This window comes from Stenotrophomonas sp. YJH_SMC_46 (assembly GCF_059370315.1).
The window spans coordinates 191,909-215,076 of sequence record NZ_JCAFTO010000001.1 but is presented as its reverse complement, the minus strand read 5'-3'; the positions used below and the strand labels follow the sequence as shown (position 1 = coordinate 215,076).

At 66.5% G+C, this 23,168-nt stretch carries 22 protein-coding genes and 2 pseudogenes; 4 read left to right on the top strand and 20 right to left on the bottom strand.

Features of this window, described 5'->3' with window-relative positions; genetic code table 11:
* Nucleotides 1-43: 43 nt before the first annotated feature.
* Nucleotides 44-835 carry an exodeoxyribonuclease III gene (xth, locus tag AC5P8C_RS01030; protein ID WP_312544757.1) on the top strand — a complete coding sequence of 264 codons (792 nt, stop codon included), beginning with the start codon at nt 44-46 and terminating at the stop codon, nt 833-835.
* On the opposite strand, the gene AC5P8C_RS01025 is transcribed toward xth, so the two are convergent.
* From AC5P8C_RS01025 to AC5P8C_RS00955, 15 genes and pseudogenes are all read right to left on the bottom strand, one after another.
* Nucleotides 836-2,554 carry a sensor domain-containing diguanylate cyclase gene (locus AC5P8C_RS01025; RefSeq protein ID WP_495218228.1) on the bottom strand — a complete coding sequence of 573 codons (1,719 nt, stop codon included), beginning with the start codon at nt 2,552-2,554 and terminating at the stop codon, nt 836-838.
* A gap of 120 nt (nt 2,555-2,674) precedes the next feature.
* Entirely contained in the window at nt 2,675-2,869 is a 195-nt protein-coding gene (locus tag AC5P8C_RS01020) for a hypothetical protein (protein WP_019659790.1), read from the bottom strand.
* Nucleotides 2,869-3,504: a DNA-3-methyladenine glycosylase gene (locus tag AC5P8C_RS01015; protein ID WP_495218387.1), complete on the bottom strand. Its 636-nt coding sequence runs from the start codon at nt 3,502-3,504 to the stop codon at nt 2,869-2,871. The genes AC5P8C_RS01020 and AC5P8C_RS01015 overlap by 1 nt, the downstream gene beginning before the upstream one ends.
* 72 nt (nt 3,505-3,576) lie before the next feature.
* Nucleotides 3,577-4,536 carry a cation diffusion facilitator family transporter gene (locus AC5P8C_RS01010; protein ID WP_495218227.1) on the bottom strand — a complete coding sequence of 320 codons (960 nt, stop codon included), beginning with the start codon at nt 4,534-4,536 and terminating at the stop codon, nt 3,577-3,579.
* Nucleotides 4,537-4,605: 69 nt separating this feature from the next.
* Nucleotides 4,606-5,190: an AprI/Inh family metalloprotease inhibitor gene (locus AC5P8C_RS01005; protein ID WP_058982870.1), complete on the bottom strand. Its 585-nt coding sequence runs from the start codon at nt 5,188-5,190 to the stop codon at nt 4,606-4,608.
* Between the two features lie 209 nt (nt 5,191-5,399).
* Nucleotides 5,400-5,657: a hypothetical protein gene (locus tag AC5P8C_RS01000; protein WP_019659786.1), complete on the bottom strand. Its 258-nt coding sequence runs from the start codon at nt 5,655-5,657 to the stop codon at nt 5,400-5,402.
* On the bottom strand, nt 5,654-7,006 hold the full coding sequence (locus tag AC5P8C_RS00995) for a TFIIB-type zinc ribbon-containing protein (protein WP_111098494.1): 1,353 nt from the start codon (nt 7,004-7,006) through the stop codon (nt 5,654-5,656). The genes AC5P8C_RS01000 and AC5P8C_RS00995 overlap by 4 nt, the downstream gene beginning before the upstream one ends.
* A 20-nt stretch (nt 7,007-7,026) precedes the next feature.
* Nucleotides 7,027-8,166: an SPFH domain-containing protein gene (locus AC5P8C_RS00990; protein WP_197577931.1), complete on the bottom strand. Its 1,140-nt coding sequence runs from the start codon at nt 8,164-8,166 to the stop codon at nt 7,027-7,029.
* Between the two features lie 101 nt (nt 8,167-8,267).
* Nucleotides 8,268-9,158: pseudogene (locus tag AC5P8C_RS00985) on the bottom strand (NAD(P)-dependent oxidoreductase); the annotation flags it as partial.
* 45 nt (nt 9,159-9,203) lie between these two features.
* Nucleotides 9,204-10,496: a transporter gene (locus AC5P8C_RS00980; RefSeq protein ID WP_099559295.1), complete on the bottom strand. Its 1,293-nt coding sequence runs from the start codon at nt 10,494-10,496 to the stop codon at nt 9,204-9,206.
* 46 nt (nt 10,497-10,542) lie between these two features.
* Complete coding sequence (locus tag AC5P8C_RS00975) at nt 10,543-11,292, bottom strand: hypothetical protein (RefSeq protein ID WP_197577929.1); 750 nt, start codon at nt 11,290-11,292, stop codon at nt 10,543-10,545.
* Nucleotides 11,293-11,304: 12 nt separating this feature from the next.
* Nucleotides 11,305-12,009: a C39 family peptidase gene (locus AC5P8C_RS00970; RefSeq protein WP_241883284.1), complete on the bottom strand. Its 705-nt coding sequence runs from the start codon at nt 12,007-12,009 to the stop codon at nt 11,305-11,307.
* A gap of 100 nt (nt 12,010-12,109) precedes the next feature.
* Nucleotides 12,110-13,426, bottom strand: coding sequence for a FapB/FapC family functional amyloid domain-containing protein (locus tag AC5P8C_RS00965; RefSeq protein ID WP_019659780.1), 1,317 nt, complete (start codon nt 13,424-13,426; stop codon nt 12,110-12,112).
* A 43-nt stretch (nt 13,427-13,469) separates the two neighbouring features.
* Nucleotides 13,470-14,087 (bottom strand): FapB/FapC family functional amyloid domain-containing protein, encoded by a 618-nt coding sequence (locus tag AC5P8C_RS00960; RefSeq protein WP_049481099.1) that lies wholly within the window; start codon nt 14,085-14,087, stop codon nt 13,470-13,472.
* Nucleotides 14,084-14,614, bottom strand: coding sequence for a FapA family amyloid fibril periplasmic chaperone (locus AC5P8C_RS00955; protein ID WP_043396017.1), 531 nt, complete (start codon nt 14,612-14,614; stop codon nt 14,084-14,086). The genes AC5P8C_RS00960 and AC5P8C_RS00955 overlap by 4 nt, the downstream gene beginning before the upstream one ends.
* 396 nt (nt 14,615-15,010) lie before the next feature.
* Between AC5P8C_RS00955 and AC5P8C_RS00950 the strand changes: the two genes are divergently transcribed.
* On the top strand, nt 15,011-16,366 hold the full coding sequence (locus tag AC5P8C_RS00950; protein WP_043396014.1) for a sigma 54-interacting transcriptional regulator: 1,356 nt from the start codon (nt 15,011-15,013) through the stop codon (nt 16,364-16,366).
* Here AC5P8C_RS00950 and AC5P8C_RS00945 read toward each other — a convergent pair whose 3' ends face one another.
* From AC5P8C_RS00945 to AC5P8C_RS00930, 4 genes are all read right to left on the bottom strand, one after another.
* Nucleotides 16,367-16,675, bottom strand: coding sequence for a DUF6958 family protein (locus tag AC5P8C_RS00945; protein ID WP_495218226.1), 309 nt, complete (start codon nt 16,673-16,675; stop codon nt 16,367-16,369).
* Nucleotides 16,668-17,204, bottom strand: a complete 537-nt coding sequence (locus tag AC5P8C_RS00940) for a GFA family protein (RefSeq protein WP_495218224.1) — start codon at nt 17,202-17,204, stop codon at nt 16,668-16,670. Before AC5P8C_RS00940 ends, AC5P8C_RS00945 begins: the two co-directional genes overlap by 8 nt.
* A gap of 67 nt (nt 17,205-17,271) precedes the next feature.
* Nucleotides 17,272-18,153: a TolB family protein gene (locus tag AC5P8C_RS00935; protein WP_049481105.1), complete on the bottom strand. Its 882-nt coding sequence runs from the start codon at nt 18,151-18,153 to the stop codon at nt 17,272-17,274.
* Nucleotides 18,150-19,190: a hypothetical protein gene (locus AC5P8C_RS00930; RefSeq protein WP_495218223.1), complete on the bottom strand. Its 1,041-nt coding sequence runs from the start codon at nt 19,188-19,190 to the stop codon at nt 18,150-18,152. The genes AC5P8C_RS00935 and AC5P8C_RS00930 overlap by 4 nt, the downstream gene beginning before the upstream one ends.
* Before the next feature lie 92 nt (nt 19,191-19,282).
* Here AC5P8C_RS00930 and AC5P8C_RS00925 point away from each other — a divergent pair, with 92 nt between their 5' ends.
* Entirely contained in the window at nt 19,283-20,209 is a 927-nt protein-coding gene (locus AC5P8C_RS00925) for a LysR substrate-binding domain-containing protein (RefSeq protein WP_043396003.1), read from the top strand.
* Nucleotides 20,206-20,649 (top strand): annotated as a pseudogene (locus AC5P8C_RS00920) (helix-turn-helix domain-containing protein); the annotation flags it as partial. The gene AC5P8C_RS00925 and the pseudogene AC5P8C_RS00920, both read left to right, overlap by 4 nt.
* A 20-nt stretch (nt 20,650-20,669) precedes the next feature.
* Here AC5P8C_RS00920 and AC5P8C_RS00915 read toward each other — a convergent pair.
* Nucleotides 20,670-23,153, bottom strand: a complete 2,484-nt coding sequence (locus AC5P8C_RS00915; protein ID WP_495218222.1) for an aminotransferase class V-fold PLP-dependent enzyme — start codon at nt 23,151-23,153, stop codon at nt 20,670-20,672.
* Nucleotides 23,154-23,168 lie beyond the last annotated feature (15 nt).

Sequence of the window (23,168 nt, the reverse complement as noted above, 5' to 3'; positions counted from 1 at the left end):
CGCACAGTGAACGCTCACTCGATGCGCCGAGGAGCCTCTAGCCATGTCCCGCCGCAAAACGCTTCGTATTGCGACGTTCAACGTCAACGGCATCGGCACACGCCTGCCGCAGCTGTTGGACTGGCTGCACAGGGAATCGCCGGATGTGGTTGCCCTGCAGGAACTGAAGGCGACCGACGCCGCGTTTCCCGCTGCGGCATTGGAAGGGGCCGGCTACGGTGCACTCTGGCAGGGTGAGGCGCGCTGGAACGGGGTGGCGCTTCTTGCACGGGGGGCCACGCCGGTTGAAAGCCGCCGCCGATTGCCGGGCGAGCCCAAGGACACCCAGAGCCGCTACCTGGAGGCGGCGGCGCATGGCATTGTGGTGGGCGCTCTCTACCTGCCCAACGGCAACCCGCAGCCCGGGCCCAGGTTCGACTACAAGCTGCGCTGGATGGCGCGCCTGATCCGGCATGCGCGCAGCCTGGTCGAGCTGCCGCACCCGGCGCTGCTGCTGGGTGATTTCAACGTGATTCCCACCGAAGCCGACGTCTACGACCCCAAGGCCTGGCGCCGCGATGCGCTGTTCCAGCCCGAGGTTCGCGATGCCTTCGAGCGGCTGCTCGCGCAGGGCTGGACCGATGCGCTGCGAAAGGTGCACGGCGACGCCACGATCTACACCTTCTGGGACTATTTCCGCCAACATGCCGAGCGCGACCGTGGGCTGCGCATCGATCATCTGCTGTTGAATCCGATACTGGCGGAGCGACTGAAGGATGCCGGCGTCGACCGCTGGGTACGACTGCAGGAAAAGGCCAGCGACCACGCGCCAGCCTGGGTGACGGTCAGGGCGTGATCAGCGTGCGGCCGGGTCTTCGCGCCGCTCGCGGCGTACCCGCGCGCGGGTGCGGTACAGGCGGCTGTCCGCCTTCTGGATGGTGTCGGCCACGGGTTCGCCGGGCGTGTTGATGGCCGCACCCATCGAGAACGCGCTGGGCGAAAGCGCGGCGTGGTCCTGGTACCAGTGTTCCAGTTCGCTCAACCGGCCATTTTCGGGCGCGACCAGCACCACCATGAACTCGTCGCCACCCAGCCGTACCACGGTCTCGTCCTTGCCCAGCGGCGAGCGCAGGAAGGTGGCGAACTCGACCAGCACGGCATCGCCGCGGCGGTGGCCCTGGGTGTCGTTGATGTGCTTGAAATGGTCCAGATCGAACATCACGCACGCCCAGCGCTCGTCAATCAGCTCATCCAGCCGGTGCAGGTAACGCCGGTTGTAGCACTGCGTGAGCGGATCCTTGAAGGACATGTCGCGCAGCTGCTGCTCCTGCATCCTCAGCGCGGTGACGTCCTGCGCATGCCCCAGCACGTAGGGCGGGCTGGCTTCGTTGTCGAGCACGTTGTGGTACGCCCAGTAGTGGCGCGTACCATCGGCGGCAATCAGCTCGATCACGCCAGCGTCGGTGTGGTTTGCCTGGATCCGGGCGAGGTAGGCCTTGAAGTCCTCGCGCTTTTCCGGTGGCATCAGGTCACACAGGCTGCGCCCGATCATCTGGCTTTCCTCGAAGCCCAGCGACTGCACCGCCGCCGGATTCACCGAGGTCAATGTCCCGTCCAGCGTGTGGGTGCAGATCAGGCCCAGGCTATAGTGGAACAGTCGCCGGTAGCGGGTTTCGCTGGCTTCCAGCGCGTCGAGCGCGGCTCGCTCGTCCGTGATGTCCTGGATGGCCCCGACCAGGCGCGGATGGCCGTCGACCTGTTGCCGGCTGCCGACCACCCGGGTCCAGATCGCGCGCCCGTCGGCGGTCGTCATTGGCAGCTGCACCTCCCAGGACGTGCCTTCGTCGATGCAACGCTGCACTGCCGCGCGGATGATGTTGCGGCTGTCTTCGCGATAGAACGACAGCGCGGTGTCGAGCGTCGGTTCAAAGTTGCTGCGCACGCCGTGCAACTGCTTGGTCTCGCGGGTCCAGCGCACTTCGTTGGTGACCAGGTCCATCTCCCAGCCGCCCACCCGCGCCGCGCGGTTGGTGCGCTCCAGGAAGTCTTCGCTGCGTTTCAGCTCGCGATGCAGCGCTTTCGCCTGGCCAACCTGCGCCATCAGGGTACTGCGCTGTTCCAGCACCTGGGTGGTGACCCGCGCCAGATGCACCATCAGTTCGCGCTGGGAGGGGGACAGCACGCCGGGCATCGGGTCGAGCAGGCACAGCGTGCCGATACGTGCGCCGTGCGCCGAGCCCAGGGGGATGCCAGCGTAGTGGCGGATGCGCGGCCCACCTGTCACCAGCGGATTGGTGGAGAAACGTGGATCCTGGCGCGCATCGGGTATCTCGAACAGCTCGTCCTGGCGTATGGCATGGGTGCAGAAGGAAATTTCGCGAGCCGTCTCGCTGACGCCCTCAAGGCCGATGTTGGCCTTGAACCACTGGCGGTCTTCGGCCACCACGGTGATCAGGCCCATCGTCAGGCCGGTCGCGGCGCGGGCGGCGGCGACGATGGCATCGAACACCGGCTCCGGGGGCGTATCCAACAGGTGCAGTCGTTCGATTTCAAGCAGTCGTTCGGCTTCGTCCATGGCGCTTTTCAGGGCTGGGTGGCGAGGGCGGTTGCGGCGGCTGTCTTGGATCACGGTAGTGCGTGCGGCGTTATGTATCGCCATGGCAGGGTGATGCCGGCGTGAGGCGCGCGCGCCGGCTCAGTGTTGCCGGAGCGATGCCTGCAAGGCGGTAGCCAGCGCGGCATCACCGGACACCAGGTCCTGCCAGCGCAGCGTGATGCCCTTGCGGCGCCCCTTCTCAACCAGCTTCAGTCCTTCGGGGTCCACGATGAGGGTGTAGGGCTGGCCATCGATGTCCAGTTCGCGTCGCAGCGGTTTGTCGAGCGGGGTCATCATCGTTTCCTCGCCGGGGAGAGAGCGCGGTGTGGCTGTATCGATACGTGACGATGATCACGGACGTGCCAACGCCAGGGGAAATCAACAGCGCGGGTGATGCCGATGCGGGGCCCGACCACTGGATCCTCCGGCGGCGGCACGCCGTCGCTGACGATGACAATGCCGTGGTTGCCGGTCACCAGATCAGCGCCGTCGAAGCTGCGGTCCAGCCCGAAGGCCTGCGAGAGCTTGCCGGGCCCGCTGGCCAGATCGTGGTCGCGGCGCGCGGCGGGACGCAGTTCGCGCATGCGCTCCAGGCCCACCAGCGGCTCGATGGCCCGCAGCAGCACCGCCACGCCTTCACCCACTTCGCCGCAGACAACGTTGCTGCCCCAGTGCATCCCGTAGGTGAAATAGACATACAGGTGGCCGGCCTCACCGAACATGCTGGCCGTGCGCGGCGTCTGCCCGCGATAGGAGTGTGCGGCCGGATCGACACTGCCCGCGTAGGCTTCGACTTCAACGATGCGACCGGCCCGGCCATCGTCACGGACCAGGAGCTTGTTGAGCAGCTCGGGCGCAACCTCGACGGGCGGGCGCCGGTAGAAGCTGCGCGGGAGGATCTGAAGAGAGGCAGGCAACCAATCCGGCACGGTAGAGGCAGGCTCGGGCAAACGGTGATGGCACTGTGGCATCAGGCAGGTGAAACGGGCGCAGACGCAGTGTCATTGCTGCGCAGGACCGGCGGCCAGTGCGGCTCTCCGTGCGGCATAGACCTCCGGCGTCTGCGGCTTGACGAACAGTGCCACCAGTTCCGGAAACTCCTGCTTCACTGCAGTTTCGATGCGGGTGATGCAGGCTTCGATCTGCGGCGTGCGCCGGTCATCCTCGAATTCCGCGCTGAGCATGGCCACGACCTGTTCCGGGCCCATCTGCATGGTGGTCACGCCATTGGCGTGGCGCAGGTCCGGATCGGTTTCGGCCACGGCCATGATCCGCTCAGCCACCGCAGGATGGGCCGGCTCGCCCACCAGCAGTCCCTTGGTTTCGCGTGCGAGAAGAAAGGCGGTGGCGGCAAGCACGCCGGCGATGCACAGCGACGCCACACCATCAAGCACCGGCGTGTCCAGGATCTGTGCGGCCACGAGCCCGATCAGTGCGAAACCCAGGCCCAGCAGGGCCGCGCTATCCTCCAGCAGCACGGTAAAGGTGGAAGGATCCTTGCTGCGGCGGAAGGCTTCGAAGTAGCCAAGCTTGCCCTTGGTACGCCGGAACTCGCGCAGCGCCACCCACCAGGAGGCACCCTCGAACAGGATGGAGATGCCCAGCACGCTGTAGCTCAACGCGTGGTTGGTGGCCGGCTCCGGCTGGCGGATGTGCTGGATACCTTCGTAGGCCGAAACGCCGGCGCCGGCAGCGAACACCAGCAGGGCGACGATGAAGCTCCAGAAGTACAGTTCGCGGCCATAGCCGAACGGATGTACCGGGTCCGGCGCCTTGCCGGCGCGGCGCAGCCCGTACAGCAGCAGCACCTCGTTGAGGGTGTCGACCAGCGAATGCACGCCTTCGCTGAGCATGGCCGAGCTGCCGGAGATGCCGGCGGCGATGAACTTGGCGATCGCAATGGCGAGGTTGCCCGCGAGCGCGGCATAGATGACAAGGCGGGAACCGGTGGGAGCGGACATGTCAGCAGCGGGGCACGGTAGACGGCTGATCTTCGCGGTCTGCCCGTGCCCATCGCGTGCACGTCGCGGTCAACGCCCCCTGGGATTGAGATAAAGCCGGGCTCCATCCGACTCGCGGAACCCCGACCAGCGCCCGCTGCCCGACGCGCGGAAACGCCCGTACACCGTATTGCTGGTATCGGTCAGCAGCAGCTGGTTGCCCGACAGTACCCAGCGGTTGGCCGAGAAGAAGCCGTCCGGGCAGCCGGCAGGCACGTAGGCGCTGTAGCCACCGAACCACTCACTGTTCTTCAGCTCGATGGTGCAGGTGCTGCCGTTCTCCTGGCCCAGCGTCCAGCTGCCGAACAGATCGCTGTCGCGCACATCGCGGTCGCCGCGGTGGCGGTCATGGTTCCAGTCGTCGTTGTCGTCGTGGAAACCGAAGCCCACGTCGATCTCCTTGCTTTCGGTGCGCGACTCGGACTGGGAGCTGCCACTGGTGGTGGTCTGCGTGGTCATCGAACCACTGGTCTGGGTCTGGGTGCTGCTGGATTGCGTGGTCTGGTCGGTGTGGGTGGTCTGTTCGCCGAAGCCGAACGAAGCGTCCTGGGCAAGGGCGGGCAGGGCCAGGAAGTACAGCGCCGACAGGCAGCTACGGGCAAGCAGAGCAGCCATCGCAGGATCCTCGGAAGGGTGGATCGCGCGAGTATCGAACCGGTGGGGTGGGAGACGGTGTGAGGGCGCGCCCTGAGGCAAGCCAGCCAAGAACAGGGGCTGTCCGCTGAAGGGTAGTGCCGGCCGCTGGCCGGCTCCCCTTTGACGCCCAGAGCCGAAGGAATGCCGGCCCGCGGCCGGCACCTCCCGCAGCCAGGCATGGCTTGGCTCTACTGGTCGGGTTTCACCCTTACCACCCGTTTCCGGTACTCGTACACGTTGTCACCGCGGATGCGCTTTTCCTCGGTGCCGATGACCCGGCCCACCTGCTGGTCCGAACCGGTCACGGGCTGTGCCTCGATTTCGGTCTCGTGCTCGAAGGAATGCGATTTGTCCGTGTTGCGGTAATAGCGGTACAGCGCCCAGTACAGCGCGGTCGCGCCGGCTGGACCTGCCGCCAACAGCCAGAGTCCACTGTCGTCGCTCATGTCGATGCTACCAGGAAGGCAATTGCGAGGGCTTCAATGATGGTGCCGGTGGCCAGTGCCGCCAGCAGCATCTTCCATTGCTGCACTGGCACGCTGCCCATGGTTTCGCCGGTACGGCCGTTCACCGCGATGTAGTGCAACATGCCGCCGTTCTTTCCGGGCTGGTGATACGAGTACAACCACACCGGCAGGTACATTGACACCCAGCGCGTTCCGTGCACCTCCAGCTGTTCCTGTTCCCAACGCACGCCACGGTTGTAGCGCCTCACCGAACCTTCCACCTGTGCGCGGGCAATCGACAGAAGCTGGTCTTCCAGCCGGGGCCGCAGCTTTTCCACGTCGAGATTGCGTTTTTCAGAGGTGAAGCCGGCCAGGTACGAAGCGTTCCATTTCACCGCGTTCTTGGTGTCGAATGGCAGGATGGTGTTGATGATGTTGTTGGTGTTGGCCCGGGTATCCAGATTGCCGCGCTCGGCCGAGGATTCCAGGGGCAGGTCATCAACGGTGAAATCGACCTGGCGTTCGACCTGGTAGACATCGGCGTCGTAGAGGGTGCGCTTGTTCTTCTCGCTGCCCACCGTGTACTCGCGCGTCTTGATCTCGCCCTTGCCGGCCACGGCCGCGCTTACATTGCTGTCGACGATCATGTAGGGCAGGAACACGCCCACCACGTTTTCCGGGGTGAACTGGTCCTTGAAGGCCTTCAGCGCGAACATGCGGCGTTTGTCGACGAACTGGCGGATGCGCGCGACCGCATCGTCCTTCTTGATATGGAAGGGCAGCACTGCATCAGGCACCGCGCCATTGCTGATCTGTTCGTTGACGCCGAAGACGTGGCGGCACCAGTGGCAGCGCGCCGTCATCGTGCTTTCGGTATTGACCGTGACCTCGGCACCGCAGCCGGTGCACTTGAACGTCATCAACGCCGAGGTGTCGGCGTCGATGTCACGCGCGCCGGAGGCGATGACCGTACCGCGCAGCTGGTCGATGGCCTCGCCCAGCCCGAATTCCTCCTCCACGCGCGCGCCATGCCATTCGTGACGGCAGTACAGGCAGACCAGGATATCGGTGCCGGCCTTGGGCCGGATGTCGGTGGCGCCGCACTTCGGGCAGCGGTTGAGACCGTCTTTCAGCTCGCTGGCCGAGGTATCGATGGCCACAGGATCGGGCGCTTCCACTTCATCGCGGATGGCCTGTGGCAGAGTCGACGTGTCCAGCGGGAAGCTGCCGGGCAGGGGAGGGACGTCCTGCGGCGAACCGGGCCCATCCAACGACGCCGCCGGCAGGGGCGGTGGCGTCGCGGGCACGGATCCGGGCAGCGGCGGTGGGCCGTTTCTGGGATCGGACATGTGGGTTGTGCGTTCTGCTGTTACAGGCCCAGTGCCTTGGCTTTCAGGGCGTCATAGTCGCCTTGGGTGATCAGGCCCAGGTCCAGCATTTCCTTTGCCTTCTTCAGCTTGGCCACCGGGTCATCTGCAGCCGGGGTGACCGGCTGCTGCATGCCGCCCACACCGAACATGCCCGAGGCCATGCCGACACCGACCAGGCCCGCCGCACCGCCGTTCTCGCCGGCCGACTGGATGCCCTGGGCGACGCTGGCCTGCAGGTTGGAATTGCCGCGCGAACCGGACAGCGCATCGGCGCGCTGCACGGTCTTCAGCAGTTCGCGGGTGTTGGCGTCGTACTCGATCGAGACGATGGCGGTCTTGACGATGGCCAGGCCGCGGTCGGACTTCCACTGGTAACCCTGCTCGACGGCGGCGGACAGGCTCTGCGCGAAGCCCAGCGAGTCCTGCTGCAGCTTGGTGATGCGGTTGCCCTTGCCCGGATCGTTGGTATACAGGCTGAAGGCCGGGGCCAGCGAACCGACCACTTCATTGAACAGTTGGCTGGCAGCGGCGTTGTCCAGATCGGTGAAGTCGAACACCTGGCCCGGCCGCAGGTAGCTGGCCGGCACGAAGTTCTTCACGAACAGGATCGGGTCGACGATCTTCAGCGTGTACGAGCCGCGGGTGATCGCACCGACCTGGGTATTGAGGAATCCGTCGTCCCAGTAGATTTCCGACTGGGTGCCGAAGCGGTTGTCCGGCAATTCCTTCAGCGAGACGAAGTAGGCCGCCTGCTGCGCGCCCGGCTGGCCGCCGAACTTGAAGCGTTCCCAGCTCTGCTTGATGAAGGTGCTGACCAGGCCGTCGCCGGCGAAGATCGACTGCGAGTTCAGATCGTCCGAACGCCATTCGTAGCCACCCGGTTCGGCGACGAATGCGGTGATCGCACCGTCCTGGAACAGCAGCAGGCCGTAACCTTCGGGCACGATGATTTTCGAGCCGTTGGTGATGATGTTGGACGAGCCGCTGGTGTTGGAGCCGCGGCCGGCATTGGTGCCCTGCGGCACCGCCGCGAACAGGGCGGCCGTGGACGGCAGGCCCGCCGGCACGGTGTAGAAGTCCTTCCACTGGTCGGCCAGCACACCGCCAACCGCCCCCTTCACCGCCTGTACCAGACCCATGTCCAACTCCCTGTGATTCGAGGGCAGGCACCATGCCTGCCGAGCTGGACTGAATATAGCAGCGGTGGAGGACGGCAGTAGTGCCGGAACATGAATCCGGATCAGCGCCGGCCAGTGCCGGTTGGCCCGGCCCGTACCGCCTGCAGCACGGCCGCCATGTCCAGCGCCCCCGATCCGGACGCCAGTGCCTGTGCGAACAGCGCGTCGCTGGCGTCGATCAAGGGCGCATGCATGCCCACCTCATGGGCGGCAGCGGCTACCAGCCCACTGTTCTTGCGCACGTCGGTGATCGACGCCTGCACGCTGAAGTCACCACGGATCATTTTGTCCAGCTTGATTCGCGATACTTCGCTGGCCATCGGCCCTGCGTTGAGCACCTGCGCGAAGCGGTCAAGCTCGATGCCGTGTGCTTCGGCGAAGTACACCGCTTCGGCCAAGCCGGTGACCAGGGTGATCAGGTACAGGTTCACCGCCAGTTTCATGCGCAGTGCGGACGGCACTGCACCACAGCACACCGTTTGCCTGCCCATCGGTGCAACCAGTGGGGCGGCTGCCGCGAGGTCGACATCGGCACCGGCCAGCAGGATCACCAGCTGCGCCGCTTCGGCCTGCACGCGTGAGCCAGACACCGGCGCTTCCACGTAGCGGCCGCCCGCGGCACGGATCTGTTCGGCCAGCGCCTGTGAGTACGCTGCCGAGCTGGTACCCATGTTGATCAGCAGGCGGCCCTCGACCCGCTCGCCAAACGCCGCGCCATGCCGATCGAGCACGTTGTCGATGGCATCGTCATTGGCCAGCATCAGGATGAGGGTGTCGCAGGCCGCGAATACCTCGTCCACCGCCTCGCAGACGTTGATGCCGGCGGTGCGCGCGGCCGCATGGTTGCGGTCGGAGCGCGACCAGCCGCATACCTCGTAACCTGCGCGAGCCAGATGGGCCGCCATGGGCGTTCCCATCACTCCAAGTCCCAGGAATCCGATGCGCATGATGGACGTCCGCTGGCCGCAGAGCGCCCATCATGCCATGGGCAGTGGCCGCTAGAGCATGTAAGGAATCTTGAACGCCAACGTGAAGTCCGGCGCATCCGGGGTCAGCCCGATGCCCAGCAACGTCACCAGCGTGGTGTGCTGGTTCAACGCATAGGTCACGCCCAGGTTCAGTGATGCCGCATTGGCGTCACTGCCGATCACTTTCATCCACTTGCCACCCTGGAAGCGGGTGGAGGCGCGGGCGCTGATGCGGTCGCTGAAGGACAGGCTCAGGCTGGTCCGCTCGTTGAATGCGAAGGCAACACCTGCACCGAAGTACACCGAGCCGCCCAGCTTCACGTCGCCTGGGTTGACCGTATCCGGATTGCTGTCGATGTCGCTGAAGCCGCGAGGGATGGAGTGCACGTACCCGATGTTGGCGAACAGGATGGCCGGGTCAGCGGTCTTCACCATCGACAGGCCGAGGTTGGCCTGCCATACGCCGTTGCCAGTGGGCTGCTCGCGCGGCACGGCGAAGCGGATGTAGTCGTCGTCATCGCGCTCGATCACCTTCCAGTCCAGGCCGTAGGGTGCGCGCCCGGTGGGGGCGGTGACACCGGCCGTGAGCACGGTCTCCGGGCGCCAGCCGCGTTCGCCGAACAGCCGGTAGTTCGCGCTCAGGCCAATGTCGCCCAGGCCGTTGCCGTTGGTCTGCTCCTGCGCGACGGCGGCCGCTGCACCGCCGGCGCCGCCTTTCTGGTACACGGTGCGCCGCGCCAGGTAGGGCACATCCAGGTTGAGGGTCAGGTTCGGGCTGACGCCCCAGCGGGCTGCCACGTTATAGGTCAGCGAGTCGGACTCCACGTTCTCGATGGCGATATTGCCGAGGAAGATGGCGTCCAACGCGAGGAAGCCGTTGAGGGTGAGCTGCTTGCGGTCATAGCGGGCGTAGGTGAGGCTGTTCTCGACGGTGAAGCGACGGGAGAACAGGGCCGATTGCTGCTGCTTCACGTCGTCCACGCTGCGCCGCGACTCCTGCTTGGCCTGCTGGGCCTCGGCAGCGGTACTGGCGTAGCCCTCGCTGCTCGGTGGAACCGCGGCGGCCGCCGCCTGCGCCAATGGCGCGGCCGGTGGGGTCGAGGCTGGGCCAACCCGCCCGCCCAGGCGTGCCTGCATGGCCTGCACCTGCATGTCCAGTTCGCGCAGCCGCCGCACTTCCTGTGCGTAGTTGGCTTTCAGCTGTTCCAGCTGGTTGGCCAGGGCCTGCACGTCTGCGCCATCGTCAGGCGTCGGCGGCACGGCAAGGGCGGTGCCCGCCAGCGCCGCCAGCGCCAACGGGGTGATCCTCATCAGGGTGTGCATGTTCGTGTCCTGCGTTGTGGAGCGTTTCCCCCAATGCCAGGCCCTGCTACTGGCCCGGCCCCATGCCGCGGTTCAACGCAATCGCCTGGGCCACGTTCTGGCTCAACGGCAGGTTGCCGCCCACGGCGTTGCGCACCAGCTCCAGCCGCAGCTGGTTGCTGGCGATCTGGCCGTCACCGGTAAGGGCGATGCCCTGGCCGACGCTGCCATTGCGGATCCACTGCTGCACCAGCCCCTGGCCATCCACCTGCAGCAGCAGGTGTGCCTGGTTGCCTTCCAGCACGGCCGTCGCGCTGGCGCCGGCCTGCTGCGCGGTGACGTTGCCTGCGCCATCAGAGAGAACAGCCGGCACGCCACCCTCGCGGACGGTCAGCGTGGTGACGTTGCGCGCGACATTGCCATCGCCGGCCACCTGCACGCTCTGCACCAGGCCGCTGGCATTGGCCAGGCCGCTGCTGTCGATGCTGCGTCCGTGGGTATCGGGCAGCGGCGCATCGGCTGCCGTGACATGCACGCTGGGCTGGAAGCTGAGCTTCGGCGCGCCAGCACCACGGAAGTCCATGCCCAGGGTCAGGCTGCCCTGCAGGGTCGTGCCGTTGCTGGCCTGCCACTGCGACACCATGGTGACCCCGAACCAGGCAACGTTGTTGCCACCCACGGTGTAGCGCCCCCGCATCAGGCTCAGCTCCGGGTCGGGGATTTCCGTGAGTCCACGCCCCGTCCTGCCGTCGGCGGCCTGCAGGGGCAGGGCAGGGGCCATCAGCAGCAGAGCCATCCATACGTGTTGACGGAACATGGTCGTACCTCCTCAGAACAGGTCGGCGTGGCTGAAGCCGAAGTCGACCAGTTCGGCATCGGTGATCGGCCCTTGCCGCGCGTAGAGCGCGCGGGCGCTTGGCCGTTCGCTGGGTTGCAGAAGAACGGTGTTGCGATCGAAGTCGCTGCCGATCACCACGAAGACCGCGCGCGATGGCCAGGCGGCCAGGAACTCCGGCAGCGCCAGGCTGCGGTTGCCGAGGATCGGGTCAGCCACTTCCACGATGCCGTTGCGCACCTGCTTGAGCACCACGAAATGGCGGAAGCCGCGCACGTCCATCAGCACCAGTCCTGGCACGCGAAGGGTGCGCAGTCGTGTTTCATCGATGCGGTAGCCCCGGCCACGCATGCCCAGCGATTCCACGTAGCGCTTGATGTCGAGCAGGGAGAAGCCGCGTTCGGCCACCAGCGCTGGATCGGAAACCCCCATCATTCCTTCGATCACCGTCGCTTCGTCGGTCTGCAGGTGATAGGCATGGCGCAGGATGGTCGCCAATGCGGCCGCCCCGCAGCTGTAATCGGTGTGCTGGCGCACCACGTTGCGGTAGCGCCGCTCCTGCATGCTTTCGACCTTCTGCTGCAGCAGCGAGCCGTTGGGCAGCACGCCGGCGAAGTGGACCTCGCCGGCCCACGCCGATGCGGTGCCCAGCAGCCACAGGCAGGCCAGCAGGCGCATCGATGGAGGGCAACGGATCATCTACGTTCTCCGGCAGCAGGGGGGAGCCCCCGTTCCAAGGGGGAGGAGGGACAGGGGCTCCCGGGGACCCGGCCATTGGCGGACGGCCGGGGTGTTGCGCTTACTCGCCGCTGCCACCACCGCCGCCGGTGCTGGGCTGGGCGACTGCCAGGGCCAGGCTGTTGGCCTGCAGGTTGCCGGTGCCCGCAGCAACGTTCACGCCGATGTTGCCGGAGGCGCCCGAGAAGGCACTGCCGGACAAGGCCGAGGTGTTGGTCGCATTGACATTCACCCACCGCGTGGTGCTGACCGTGCCGCTGAGGCTGGCATACAGGTCAGCCACGCCCAGTTCGACGAACTGGCTGGTGCCACTCTCACGCGTATCGAAGCCCAGGCCGCCCACCCCCGGCCGGTTGGGGTTCATCGTGGCGTTCTGGATCTGGTTGTCCAGATCGATATGGCCGGTGCTGTTGCCACCCGGGTGCGGCAGCTCGCCACTCCACGTATCCAGGTAGTAGTTGGCCATCTGGTAGGCGTTGCCGGTGCCGCGGTAGGTGCCCGCGCCATAGGCCAGTGTCAGGCCGCTGACGCCGCCACGCATGCCGACCTGCACGGTATCGGTGTAGGACTGCACGAAGCCGGCGTTGCTGACCGTGTTGCCGGTGGAGACCTGGTTGGAGCTGATGCTCGACTGGGCCACCGCCGTGGTCGCTACCGACGCCGCGAGCGCGTTCTTCTGCTCATTGTTGTTGCCCGAGGCGATGTTCACGCCAATGTTGCCGGACGCGCCGCCAAAGGCGTTGCCGCTGAGACCTGCGGCGTTGGTGACACCGGAGTTCATGGTGGCGTTGCCGAAGCCGGCCTGGTTGACGAACACCTCGGCGTCGGCCATGCCGAAGCTGAAGGACGCATCGGCCGCAGATAGTGAAGCCGCGTTGTCCTGCGCATTGTTGTCGCCGGAGACGACATTGAAGCCCAGATTGCCCGAGGCACCGGCGCCGACGCTGTCACCGATCGACGCGCTGTTGGTGACCAGGCTGTTGCTGGTGGCGTTGTTGCTGATCGACTGCCGGTTGTCGATCACGGCAATGGCCGCCGAGTCGAGGTCGATGTCGCCGGTGATGTTCGGGTCGCCGGAGAAATTGATGTCGGTGCTCAGGCGCAGGTCCTTCTCCAGGTTCACGTCGACGCCGTGGTTGTTCTTTTCCTTGCGTTCGTCGGCCTGGATGTTGCTGTGCTTCTGCACATTGACGTTGACGGTGCGATTGCGCACGTCGTTGTCGGTGTGGTTGTGCGTTTCGTTGCGGGTCTCGCTGACGGTGTGGTTGTGGTTGATGTTCGCGTTGGCGTTCTGGTTGTCCCAGCCATTGGCCGCAGCGGCGGTCGAGGCAGTGGCAATCGCCATGGCGAGCATGGTCTGTTTGACGGTCGCTTTCATGGTGCCCTCTCTCTCATCAGGTGGTGCATCGGTTGGGTGGTTGTCACGGGCGGTCCTGCACGACCAGGCCCAGTACGTTGGCCGTGTCGTTGCCGTTGCCCGCGATCTGATTGAGTTGCAGGACCCCGTCGAATCCCCGCAGTGCGGTGCTGGCTACACCGGCGCTGCGGGTGCCCGTCGCGACGCCGCGACCGGTGTCGTCCCGCCCCCCTGCCAACGCGGAACCCTCGGCGGCCAAGGCCGTATCGTCGGTTTCGCGTATGCCCTGTCGGGCCAGCGTCGCGCTGACGACGTTGAGCGTCGTGTTGGCGATGCCGCTGGCCTGGTTGATGGATGCGATGCCACTGGCACCGGCCAGTGCGTCACCGCCAACGATCGCGGCGGCCAGCAGCGGCCCGGACAGCACGCGGTTGCCCTGCTGCAGTTGCCGGGCATTGATCGCCACGTCGGCGCGATCGCCCTTGGCGATACCCCGCAGGTTGGCCTGCACGTTGAGGTCGCCGGCGGCCTGGTTCACGGCGATGGCACCCGTCGCCCCGGCCAGTGCGTGGCCGTCGATGCGGGCCACGTCGAGATAGGCGAGCATGCCGCCGTAGTCATCGGCCCGGGTCGCCCAGGGCGCGGCAGCGAGCAGCAGAAGCAAGCCGTGCAGGGCCTTCATTTTCCACCTGCCGGGGCCGTGCCCTGCAGCGGGAACTGGGCCAGCGCGCCGCGCACGGTATCGGCGATACCGCGGGTGCTGCTGCCGACCGCACCGAGCGGCCCACTCATGGCGCCCCCCAGGCTGCTGCCGACCATGCCGTCGCCACTGCGGCCCAACGTGCCGCCCAGGGCCTGCTGGGTGACCCGTTCAACGGTAGTGCCGCCCGGTGTCGCGACGGACGCTGCCTGGCCGGCACCCATGCCGGCATAGTCCTCATCGCTCAACTCGTCCATGCCGTTCGTCGTGCCACCGGCGCCCAATGCGGTGGCGATCTCGCGCTGTGGCTTCGGGTCGGCAATCAGGGCCATGCCCGGTGGTGCCATGCGATAGGCCGGCCGCGCGGAGACGTCCCGCAACAGGACGATTTCGCCCGGCTGTGCCTTCACGCCCTGGCGGGCGCCGGACGCGGATGCGCCCGCGCCAACCGACAGCAGGGCGATTGCCAGTGCTGCGGCCAGGCCGCGAATCAGGGTGGTGCCGTCCATGCCGATCTCCCGCGATGGGTGCGGCGGAACCACGCATCAACCGTGCCAACCTGGAAGTGCCCACCCGCCAATGTCGGGACCGTGCAGCACCTGACCGGGCTGCTGCCACGGTGTTACAGGCACGTCGGGGAATCGTTGGGATTTCGAAGCCCCAGGCACCGCAGGGCAAGGGCGGCGGGCAACTGTTGCATGGGTGTTACAGGTGGCGCCGCCGTCTGCAACGGTGCCGGTTCAGCCACGAATTTCTTGACGCATTGCTCATTGCGCCGCCGTTTAGGGAAGCGCTAGGATCCGCCCAACAAAGGCCGCCCCGGTGGCCGTAGAGGTCCCGGCGGGGGGCGGCACGCCGGCGATTGCCTGACAGTCCGCCGACGGTGTCCGGATGCTGGGGGAAGCATGGCAGCGGTCCCGGAGGCTTCTACGTCACGTTGCGTGCTCTGGTTTGGCGAGCCGTTGGCGAACGAGCGCAGTGCGCTGGCGGCAGCAGGCTGGTATGTGCGCAGCATCCATCCCGATCCCGCCATGGCGATAGGCCTGCGTGGGCGTGATCGATTGCTCGCCGTACTCGATCTGCGCCATCTCGATGCGGCGTCGCTGCAGCTGCTGGAACCGTGGATCGAGCAGCACCAGCATCTGCCCTGGCTGGCGGTACTGCCACCGGGCGCCGGACCCACATCGCCGGCCTGGCTGCCGTTGCTGCAGCGATGTGGCGCGCGCTTCACGCTGCCGTTCGGCCTTCAGGACCTGGTCTGCGCAATGCGCCAGCAGTTCGATGCGGATGATCCGCCTGTCGATGCAACCTGCAGTGGGTATGGACCGCATGCACTGATTGGCGAAAGCGCTGCGCTGCATGCGGTGCGCACGGTGCTGCACAAGTTCGCGCCGGTGGAACTGCCGGTGCTGGTCACCGGCGAAACCGGTACAGGCAAGGAACTGGCTGCACATGCGCTGCATGCGCTGTCGGGGCGCGCCGGCAGGCCTTTCATTGCGGTGAACTGTGGTGCGATTCCGGCCAGCCTGGTGCAGTCGGAGCTGTTCGGCCACGAACGTGGCTCGTTCACCGGTGCCGACAAGCGGCAGATCGGTGTGTTCGAATCCGCCCATGGCGGTACGGTGTTTCTTGATGAGGTAGGCGATCTGCCGGCAGAAGCGCAGACCAGCCTGCTGCGCGTGCTGCAGGAGGGGACCTTCGAGCGCGTGGGCAGCAGCCAGCCGCTGCGCGCGGACGTGCGAGTACTTGCCGCGACCCACGTCGAACTGGAACACGCGGTGGCGCAGGGGCGGTTCCGCAGCGATCTCTACTACCGCCTGAATGTGCTGCGCCTGCTGATGCCGCCGCTGCGCGAGCGCGGTGCCGACGTGCAGCTGCTGGCCGAGCACTTCCTGCGCTGCTTCCGGTTGCGCCACAGCGTGCGTGCACGCGGCTTTGCACCGGCCGCAGTACAGGCCATGCGGCGCTTCGACTGGCCCGGCAACGTACGCGAACTGCTGAACCGTGTGCAGCGCGCAGCGATCATGGCCGAAGGCGAGCTGATCAGTGAGCGTGACCTGGAGCTGGGCGCATCGGCGGCGGTCCTGCCGGCGGCGATGCTGCACGATGCACGGGGGCAGGCCGAGCGCGATGTACTGCTGCAGACCCTGCGCCAGACCGGCTACAACGTCTCCGAGTGCGCGCGGCAGATGCAGATATCGCGGGTCACGGTGTATCGCCTGTGCCGCAAGCACCGGTTGGAACTGCCTGCACAGCGCTGATCAACCGGCCGCCATGTGCTTGAACAGGCGCAACGGTTTGCCCGCGACGCGCTCGATCACGCCCTTGGCTTCCAGGTCCAGCTGCACGGCCTTCAACCACCAGCCGGCGGTGGCACCTGCCGGGAACAGCGCGGCGGGCAGGTGTGGCAGCAGTGCCTGTTTCGCCTGCGCGACGGTCAGGCCGGGCGGTTGCGCGGGCAGCGCCCGCAGCAAGGCATGGCGCATGGCGAGGTACTTGGCGCGATCCACGCGCTGGATGTGTCCGGGCGTGGTGATGCTTTCGATCTCGATCCGTCCTGGCTCAGGCATGGGTATCTCCCGCGACCTCGATGCGTGGGCTGCGGAAGCCCATGGCGATCCACGCCTTCATCAACCGCGCATAGAAGCGCAGCGACCGGGTCTTCAGGTTCGGCACATCGTCAGGAAGCACAGACGCATCAGGAAGATCACTGACCATGGTCCGCATCTCCACTGCAGGTCTTGTCGATGCCGGCCACAACAGGCCATACAGGCTCAGCCAGTGGCCGCCGCTGAACTCCAGGAAGAGCGGCGTATTGCAGCAGCCCGCCAGCACGCGGCGGCTGCCGCCCCTGCTGGACAATCGCAAGGCACGCAGCATGGAATGTCCGGCATCGATGCTGACGCGATCCTTGCGATGCATTACGAAGAGCGTCTGGCCATGCCGGCCCAGTACGGCCGGTGCGCGGGGCAGCGCCTGCAGCATGGCGCCGGCCTTGCGGCAGCTGTCGCAGCAGCATTCGACGGTGGCAATGGGTTGGCCCGTGGCGGTCAGGCGCACCTGGCCGCAGGCGCAGGCAAGGGACTGGTGTGAGGCCATCTGCGTTTTCTCCTGGGGTTTCATCCTCTCGACGAACCGGGGCGCCGAAAATCGACAACATCTGCCTTCAAGGGCGCATCATCCGAAAGCGGATGCGGTACAGGTCCAACCCTGCACCGTCCGCGCGCCGCGCCGAATAGGTCAAGGTGTCGGGTCGCGAGCCATCCAGCATCGCACCGTAGCTGTCGCCGGAGGCCTCGTTCAAGGGGGAGGGCAATGCAAGGCCCGCGTCATAACGGCCTCCACGCTCGTAGGCGATGAACTGGCGTACCGGTGCACTGCCGAAGTCCAGGGCGCGGGCAAACACCAGCGTCCGGCCGTCGCCCAGGAAGGTGGCATCGAACTCCTGCGCTGCGGTATTGAGGTCTCCCGGCAACGGCCGTGCCGGCTGCGCCATGTCACGGACCATCGCTGCGACGTAGAGGTCATGGCCACCCGCACCGCCTGCGCGATCGCTGGAGAACAGCAGCGTGGCTGCGTCCGGCGAGAGCATCGGCGCGAATTCATCGGCCGCGCTGTTCACTGCCGGGCCAAGATTGACCGGCTTCCCGAATCGACCGTCGCTCCCAATGCTGACCCGGTACAGATCGTCGCCGCCCAGGCCGCCTGCGCGATCCGAACAGAAATACACCACGCGGCCATCGGCGGAAAAAGCGGGATCGAAGTCGCGCCCCGGCGAGTTGAACGGCACCGGCATCGCCGGCCGCCAGCGCTGCCCATCGTTGCGGGAGACCCAGATGTCATACCCACCCGGCCCGCCGGGCCGGTTGCGGCTGAACCACAGTGCGGTTTTTCCGTCCGGGCTCAAGGTCAGTCGAATCTCGTCGTATTGCGTGGATGCAACGCCCGGGGCAAAGCGCTCGGCGGGGCCGACGATCCGCAGCACCCTGGATGGCGACGCGGGAGGCGACGCAGCAACCAGCAGCATCACGGCCAGTAGCGCCTTCATGCCTGTCGCTCGAAGTCGCTGACCCAGTTGGTTTCCCAACTGCGTCCACCATCGGTCGAGGCCGCCTGTTCCCAGCGCGCCGAACGCGGGGTGATGTGTGACCAGATCACCCGTGTCTGGATTGTTCGACCGTCGTGCTGGTCTTCGCCGAAGAAGCGGCCGACACCGGCCTGGAAACCTCCGCGCAGTGGCGCGCCGATCCGGGTCGGCTCCCGGCCATCCAGCCACCAGCTCAGCCAGTGCCGCTCCGCCGCATTCCAGGCGCGGATGCCCATGCCTCGCAGCGGCGCTCCAGGCATGTCCATCAGGTTGTCACCCACGTTGCCGAATCCTCCCAGGACCGGCCAGTTGTGCAGGGTGCCGTTGAACGCGTCCCATGCATCGCTGCCTGCCAGCCGAGCGCGCAGGCGATGATGGCGCACGTTCCAATGGCCCACCAGGAAATCAAAATCGCCCGGTGCATCCGGCAGCTTCGGAAGCGGAGAGGGGACCGCAGCAGTGCGGCGGAACCAGTTGCGCCAGTTCACTTCCCAGTGCACACCGGCATCGTCGGAGAACGCCTGTTCCCACCACGGCTCCTCGCCGTGGATGTCATGCCAACGGAACCAGACCTCGACGGGGCGCCCGTCGATCCGGTCGGTGCCGCGGAAGCTGCCGGCATCGCCCTTGAAAGCGCCGCGCACAGGGGCTTCGATATGGGCAGGGTTGCGGCCATCGATCCACCAGATCGACCACGTGGAAGACACCGGATCGAATGCACGCACGCCCAGGCCCCTGTAGGGGCCCGAAGGCAGCGCCATGACGTTGTCATCGATGGTGCCGAGTCCGCCCAGGGTGAGCCAGACCGCGCTGGAACCGGTGAAGGACTCCCATCGGGTATCGCCGACCAGGCGCTCCTTCAGGCGTCGGTGCCGGACCTGCCAGTTGCCCTGCAACCATGTCCAGTCTTCGCTGTGGCTGGCCAGGGCCCACCCGGAGGGCAGGGCGGTGGACGCTGCCGCGGCGGCCAAAGTGGCCAGGAACTGCCGTCGATCCATGTGCGTGATCCCCTACCGAAGGTGCCTCCATCGTTGCGGGCACGAGGGGGGATTGACCACGCAGATATCGGGGCTCAGGCTAAGCCACACTTATGGTGACCCAACGCCAGCTTCCGTCGCTTGCCGCCATCCGTGCCTTCGAGGCGGCGGCGCGGCTGGGCAGCTTCGCGCGTGCCGCCGAAGAGCTCGACACCAGCGCGGCATCGGTGAGCTACCACGTGCGGCGGCTGGAGGCCCAGACCGGTACCTGCCTGTTCCTGCGCCATGCACAGCACGTAGAACTGACGGCGACGGGGGCCAGCGTCGCGCAGGAGGCCACCCGGGCATTCGATGCACTGCGCGCCAGCTTCATGCGCGCCGCAGACATGGATGCGGCGCGACTGCGCCTGTCTGTACTGCCCACGCTGGGCACCAGTTGGCTGACGCCGCGGCTGGGCACGTTCCGCGCCCGCCACCGGCAGTTCGTGCTGGAGCTGGACCTGTCGGCGGCGCCGCAGGATCTGGCCGCCGGTCACTTCGATGCGGCCATCCGCAATGGCCAGGGCGAATGGCCAGGTCTTCAGGCAACTCCTTTGTTTCCCAGCGTGTTCACACCGTTGTGTGCGCCGGCGCTGCTGCCAGCGGCCCGTGGGCTGGGCAGCAGCGCGCTGGAAATTCCCCTGCTCGGGCGGCCGGACTGGTGGGCCCTGTGGTTTGCCGCGCACGGGGACCTTCCACCGCCGGCACCGGAGAGTTTCGTCGCGCCCTTTGCCGTCGAGCATCTGGATGTCGGCGCCGCGATCGCAGGGCAGGGCATCGCCATTGGTTCGCCGATCCTGTTCCAGGCCGAGCTGGACAGCGGGCGTTTGGTGCAGGCGCATCCGGGGGTGGCCTGCGACGGTCGCAGCTTCTGGTTCGTGGCACCCACGGCGCGAGGTGGCAGTGCCAAGGTCATTGCATTCCGTGACTGGCTGGTCGAGCAGGCCGCCGAGGCGCGGCATGCAGCCCGCCATTACCTGGCCCGGGCGGTAATGCCATGAGCCAGAGCCCCGAACTGCTCCGGCGCCTGCTGCGCGCCAAGGACCGGATGGATCGGGCCAGCCATGAGGAATGGCCCGTCGCGCGCCTGGCTGAGGTCAGTGCGGTGTCGCCGGCGCACTTCGCCCGCTCGTTCAAGCAGGCCTTCGGGCTGCCGCCGCACCGTTATCTGCTCAGCCGCCGCATCGAACGAGCGGTGGCGCTGCTGCGTGATACCGATCTGGCGGTGACCGAAATCGCCGCGCAGACCGGGTGGCGCAGCCTGGGCACCTTTGGCCGCATCTTCCGTGACATCACCGGTGACAGCCCGGGCGATGTGCGCGAGCGTGAGCGTGCAGCCCAGGCGGCGTCGGCCAGTGTGCCGGAATGCCACGCACGCGCCGCGCAGCGCCCCCGCCTGGACACATCCGTGCTGGAACAACGTCGCCGTCGCGCGCCGGCGGTGGCACTCGCCGTGGAGCGTCAGGCCGGCACGGCAGGAGCGGTACGAGGACTGCCGGCATCGGCTTCAGGGTCACTCGCGGCGAGCACACCTTCAAGACCAGAAACGTCGGTGTCCAGGAGGCAGGTCGCAAACATCAGGAAGCGGTAGGCGTCGGCAAAATTCGAACCGAGCCCAAATGAAATCCTGACCGCGCCACAATCTCCCTTGTCCAGGATCTTCTCATCGAAGGCGGTGCAGTCGAGGATCTTCCCGGTCTTGTCCAGTTCGCAGTGCTCGGCACCCGCAGTTGCATAGGTTGCCTGCTGGACAGCTCCGAGGTTGCAGAAGCATCCGTTGCGCAGGGTGATGCCGAAGCGGTCGGCGAGGTGCTTGACGCGGGCATGCGGCACGATCGAGCCATAGCAGTCGAAAAAGTTGAGCATCACCGTCGCTCCTTTTCGCTGTGCCGGCGGGCCGTACACGCGGCAAAGTGGTGTGTCGCCGCGCACGGTATGGCGAAGCGCGGCAAGACGCACCTCGATCCACCGGGCCAGTGCAGTGGAGTGCAGCGCGAGGGCTTCGGCGCCGCCCATCCGTGCCACGAAGGCAAAGCCCCGGGCGATCGCCGGGAACGCGGCGTAGTTGGGTGTTCCCACCTCAAAACGTTGCCCGGCATCGCGATACAGCAGCCGCTCGGTGGGCGACCAGGGGCCTGAGTAGTAGCAGACTCCGCCACCGGCAAAGGACGGTGGCCTGAGCAGTTGCAGCGACGAGCGGCGGGCAAGCAGGCAGCCTGCGCCGGTGGGGTAGCCGAAGATCTTGTAGAACGAGGCCACCACAAAATCCGGTTGAAGGGTGCCGCAATCCAGCCGCGCCTGCGGGACCAGTGCGGCTGCATCGCACAGCACCATCGCACCGTGCGCCTGCGCGCGGGCGATCCAGGCGAGGTCATGCCGCGCGCCGGTCGCGTTGGACTGGGCGGGAAAGGCCAGCAGGTGTGGGGCGCCGTCGCCCAGCCGCTGCAGCGCACGCCGCATCAGGTCGTCCTGCAGCAGCAGATCGTCGTCCAGAGGGATGTACTTCACCGAGGCGCCCTTGGCCCTGGCGTATTCGCGCAGTCCATGCACCGACGTGTGATTGTCCTTGGTCAACAGCAGCTGCGTGCACGGTTGGAACGGAAACGATTCCGCCACAAGCCGGATCGCGCTACTGGCGTTCGCAGTGAATATCACTTCGTACTCGTCCGGAGAGCAGTCAAAGAAGGCGTAGATGGCATCCCGCGCCTCCTGGTATGCCGCCTGCGAGGCCTTCGATCCGCTATGCGGATTTCCCAGGATTGCGTGCTTCAACGCCTGCAGGTCCTGTTCGAGCAGGCTTTCGGGTGGCAGGGTTCCGCCTACATGATCCAGATACGTGACGTGCTGCTCGTCCAGCCGTGCGTACTCCTCGTTGCGCATCTTCTCTACCGATGCGTCGGGGAAGCCGGGATACTCAGCCAGGAACTCCGCCTTGGCAGCGGTGAATGCAGCGAGCCCCTGTGCCTCCTGCACGGAGATTGCGCACTCGACGCCCGCGCTGGACGCGCGATGGGTCAGCTGCTGGCAGCGCACCAGCGGCGAGAAGTCGGGCGACGCGATGTCCACCGTCGTGCCCGCATTGGCGGGATCGGCCTGGCCGCGCAGCAACCATGCCTCCACCCGGTAGCATTGGTCAGGCACGTCCTTGCCGAACTGCGCCAGCATCAGGTCCAGGTAGTGCTCACGGGTGCGGGTGTCGCACTGGTTGAACTCTTCGAGCAGGATGCAGGCATTGAACAGGAACTCGCGCGCACCGGCTGCGTCGAGCGAGAACGACAGGGGATGCAGCCCAGCAGGCACGTCGTTGGCCCGGGACAGCCCTTCGATCGCGAAGGCGCGGGTGATCGGCGACGGGTCGGTCAGGCTCAGCGCCGCGTCCATCAACCGGGAAGGCATGCCGAAATGCAGCTGCGATTGCTGGCGGGTGAGTTCGAATAGCTGGTTGTAGTGGAACATCGTCGCGTAGACACGCCCCCCCGGCCGCAGCACGCGCCGGAACTCCCTGGCCACGCGCGCCTTGTCGGGCGGGAACATCAGGCCGAAGCCGCAGACAATCACATCGAAGCTGTTGTCATCGAATGGAAGCTCTGCCATGTCCACGTCGGCCAACAACGGAACGTTCTGCTGGATCTCGGGGTTCAGGACACGTCGGGCCATGTCCACCGCAATCTGCGAGAGATCGCTGGCCACCAGCCGCAAGCCCCGTGGCCGCGCAAGATCCTCATACAGGCTGGCGGTGATCACCCCGGTGCCGCATGCCACTTCCAGCACGTCCTTGACCGCGAACCCTGCATCTATGTCGTTGGCGATTTCCCCGGCCAGCAGCATCCCGTAAGGCTGGAAAATGCGAGGGCTCAATATCCGCTCATAGAATTCCATGAAGGTACTGAGCGACCAGCGGCTGTCGGACACAACTTTGCATTGGCGTTGCGTTACGTCCTGCATGATGCGCTCCCTGTC

Bases quoted from the DNA above. Each gene is read 5' to 3' on its own strand.
- xth (WP_312544757.1), top strand. From the start codon at position 44: ATGTCCCGCCGCAAAACGCTTCGTATTGCGACGTTCAACGTCAACGGC.
- AC5P8C_RS01025 (WP_495218228.1), bottom strand. From the start codon at position 2,554: ATGGACGAAGCCGAACGACTGCTTGAAATCGAACGACTGCACCTGTTG.
- AC5P8C_RS01020 (WP_019659790.1), bottom strand. From the start codon at position 2,869: ATGACCCCGCTCGACAAACCGCTGCGACGCGAACTGGACATCGATGGC.
- AC5P8C_RS01010 (WP_495218227.1), bottom strand. From the start codon at position 4,536: ATGTCCGCTCCCACCGGTTCCCGCCTTGTCATCTATGCCGCGCTCGCG.
- AC5P8C_RS01005 (WP_058982870.1), bottom strand. From the start codon at position 5,190: ATGGCTGCTCTGCTTGCCCGTAGCTGCCTGTCGGCGCTGTACTTCCTG.
- AC5P8C_RS01000 (WP_019659786.1), bottom strand. From the start codon at position 5,657: ATGAGCGACGACAGTGGACTCTGGCTGTTGGCGGCAGGTCCAGCCGGC.
- AC5P8C_RS00995 (WP_111098494.1), bottom strand. From the start codon at position 7,006: ATGTCCGATCCCAGAAACGGCCCACCGCCGCTGCCCGGATCCGTGCCC.
- AC5P8C_RS00990 (WP_197577931.1), bottom strand. From the start codon at position 8,166: ATGGGTCTGGTACAGGCGGTGAAGGGGGCGGTTGGCGGTGTGCTGGCC.
- AC5P8C_RS00980 (WP_099559295.1), bottom strand. From the start codon at position 10,496: ATGCACACCCTGATGAGGATCACCCCGTTGGCGCTGGCGGCGCTGGCG.
- AC5P8C_RS00975 (WP_197577929.1), bottom strand. From the start codon at position 11,292: ATGTTCCGTCAACACGTATGGATGGCTCTGCTGCTGATGGCCCCTGCC.
- AC5P8C_RS00970 (WP_241883284.1), bottom strand. From the start codon at position 12,009: ATGATCCGTTGCCCTCCATCGATGCGCCTGCTGGCCTGCCTGTGGCTG.
- AC5P8C_RS00965 (WP_019659780.1), bottom strand. From the start codon at position 13,426: ATGAAAGCGACCGTCAAACAGACCATGCTCGCCATGGCGATTGCCACT.
- AC5P8C_RS00960 (WP_049481099.1), bottom strand. From the start codon at position 14,087: ATGAAGGCCCTGCACGGCTTGCTTCTGCTGCTCGCTGCCGCGCCCTGG.
- AC5P8C_RS00955 (WP_043396017.1), bottom strand. From the start codon at position 14,614: ATGGACGGCACCACCCTGATTCGCGGCCTGGCCGCAGCACTGGCAATC.
- AC5P8C_RS00950 (WP_043396014.1), top strand. From the start codon at position 15,011: ATGGCAGCGGTCCCGGAGGCTTCTACGTCACGTTGCGTGCTCTGGTTT.
- AC5P8C_RS00945 (WP_495218226.1), bottom strand. From the start codon at position 16,675: ATGCCTGAGCCAGGACGGATCGAGATCGAAAGCATCACCACGCCCGGA.
- AC5P8C_RS00940 (WP_495218224.1), bottom strand. From the start codon at position 17,204: ATGGCCTCACACCAGTCCCTTGCCTGCGCCTGCGGCCAGGTGCGCCTG.
- AC5P8C_RS00935 (WP_049481105.1), bottom strand. From the start codon at position 18,153: ATGAAGGCGCTACTGGCCGTGATGCTGCTGGTTGCTGCGTCGCCTCCC.
- AC5P8C_RS00930 (WP_495218223.1), bottom strand. From the start codon at position 19,190: ATGGATCGACGGCAGTTCCTGGCCACTTTGGCCGCCGCGGCAGCGTCC.
- AC5P8C_RS00925 (WP_043396003.1), top strand. From the start codon at position 19,283: ATGGTGACCCAACGCCAGCTTCCGTCGCTTGCCGCCATCCGTGCCTTC.
- AC5P8C_RS00915 (WP_495218222.1), bottom strand. From the start codon at position 23,153: ATGCAGGACGTAACGCAACGCCAATGCAAAGTTGTGTCCGACAGCCGC.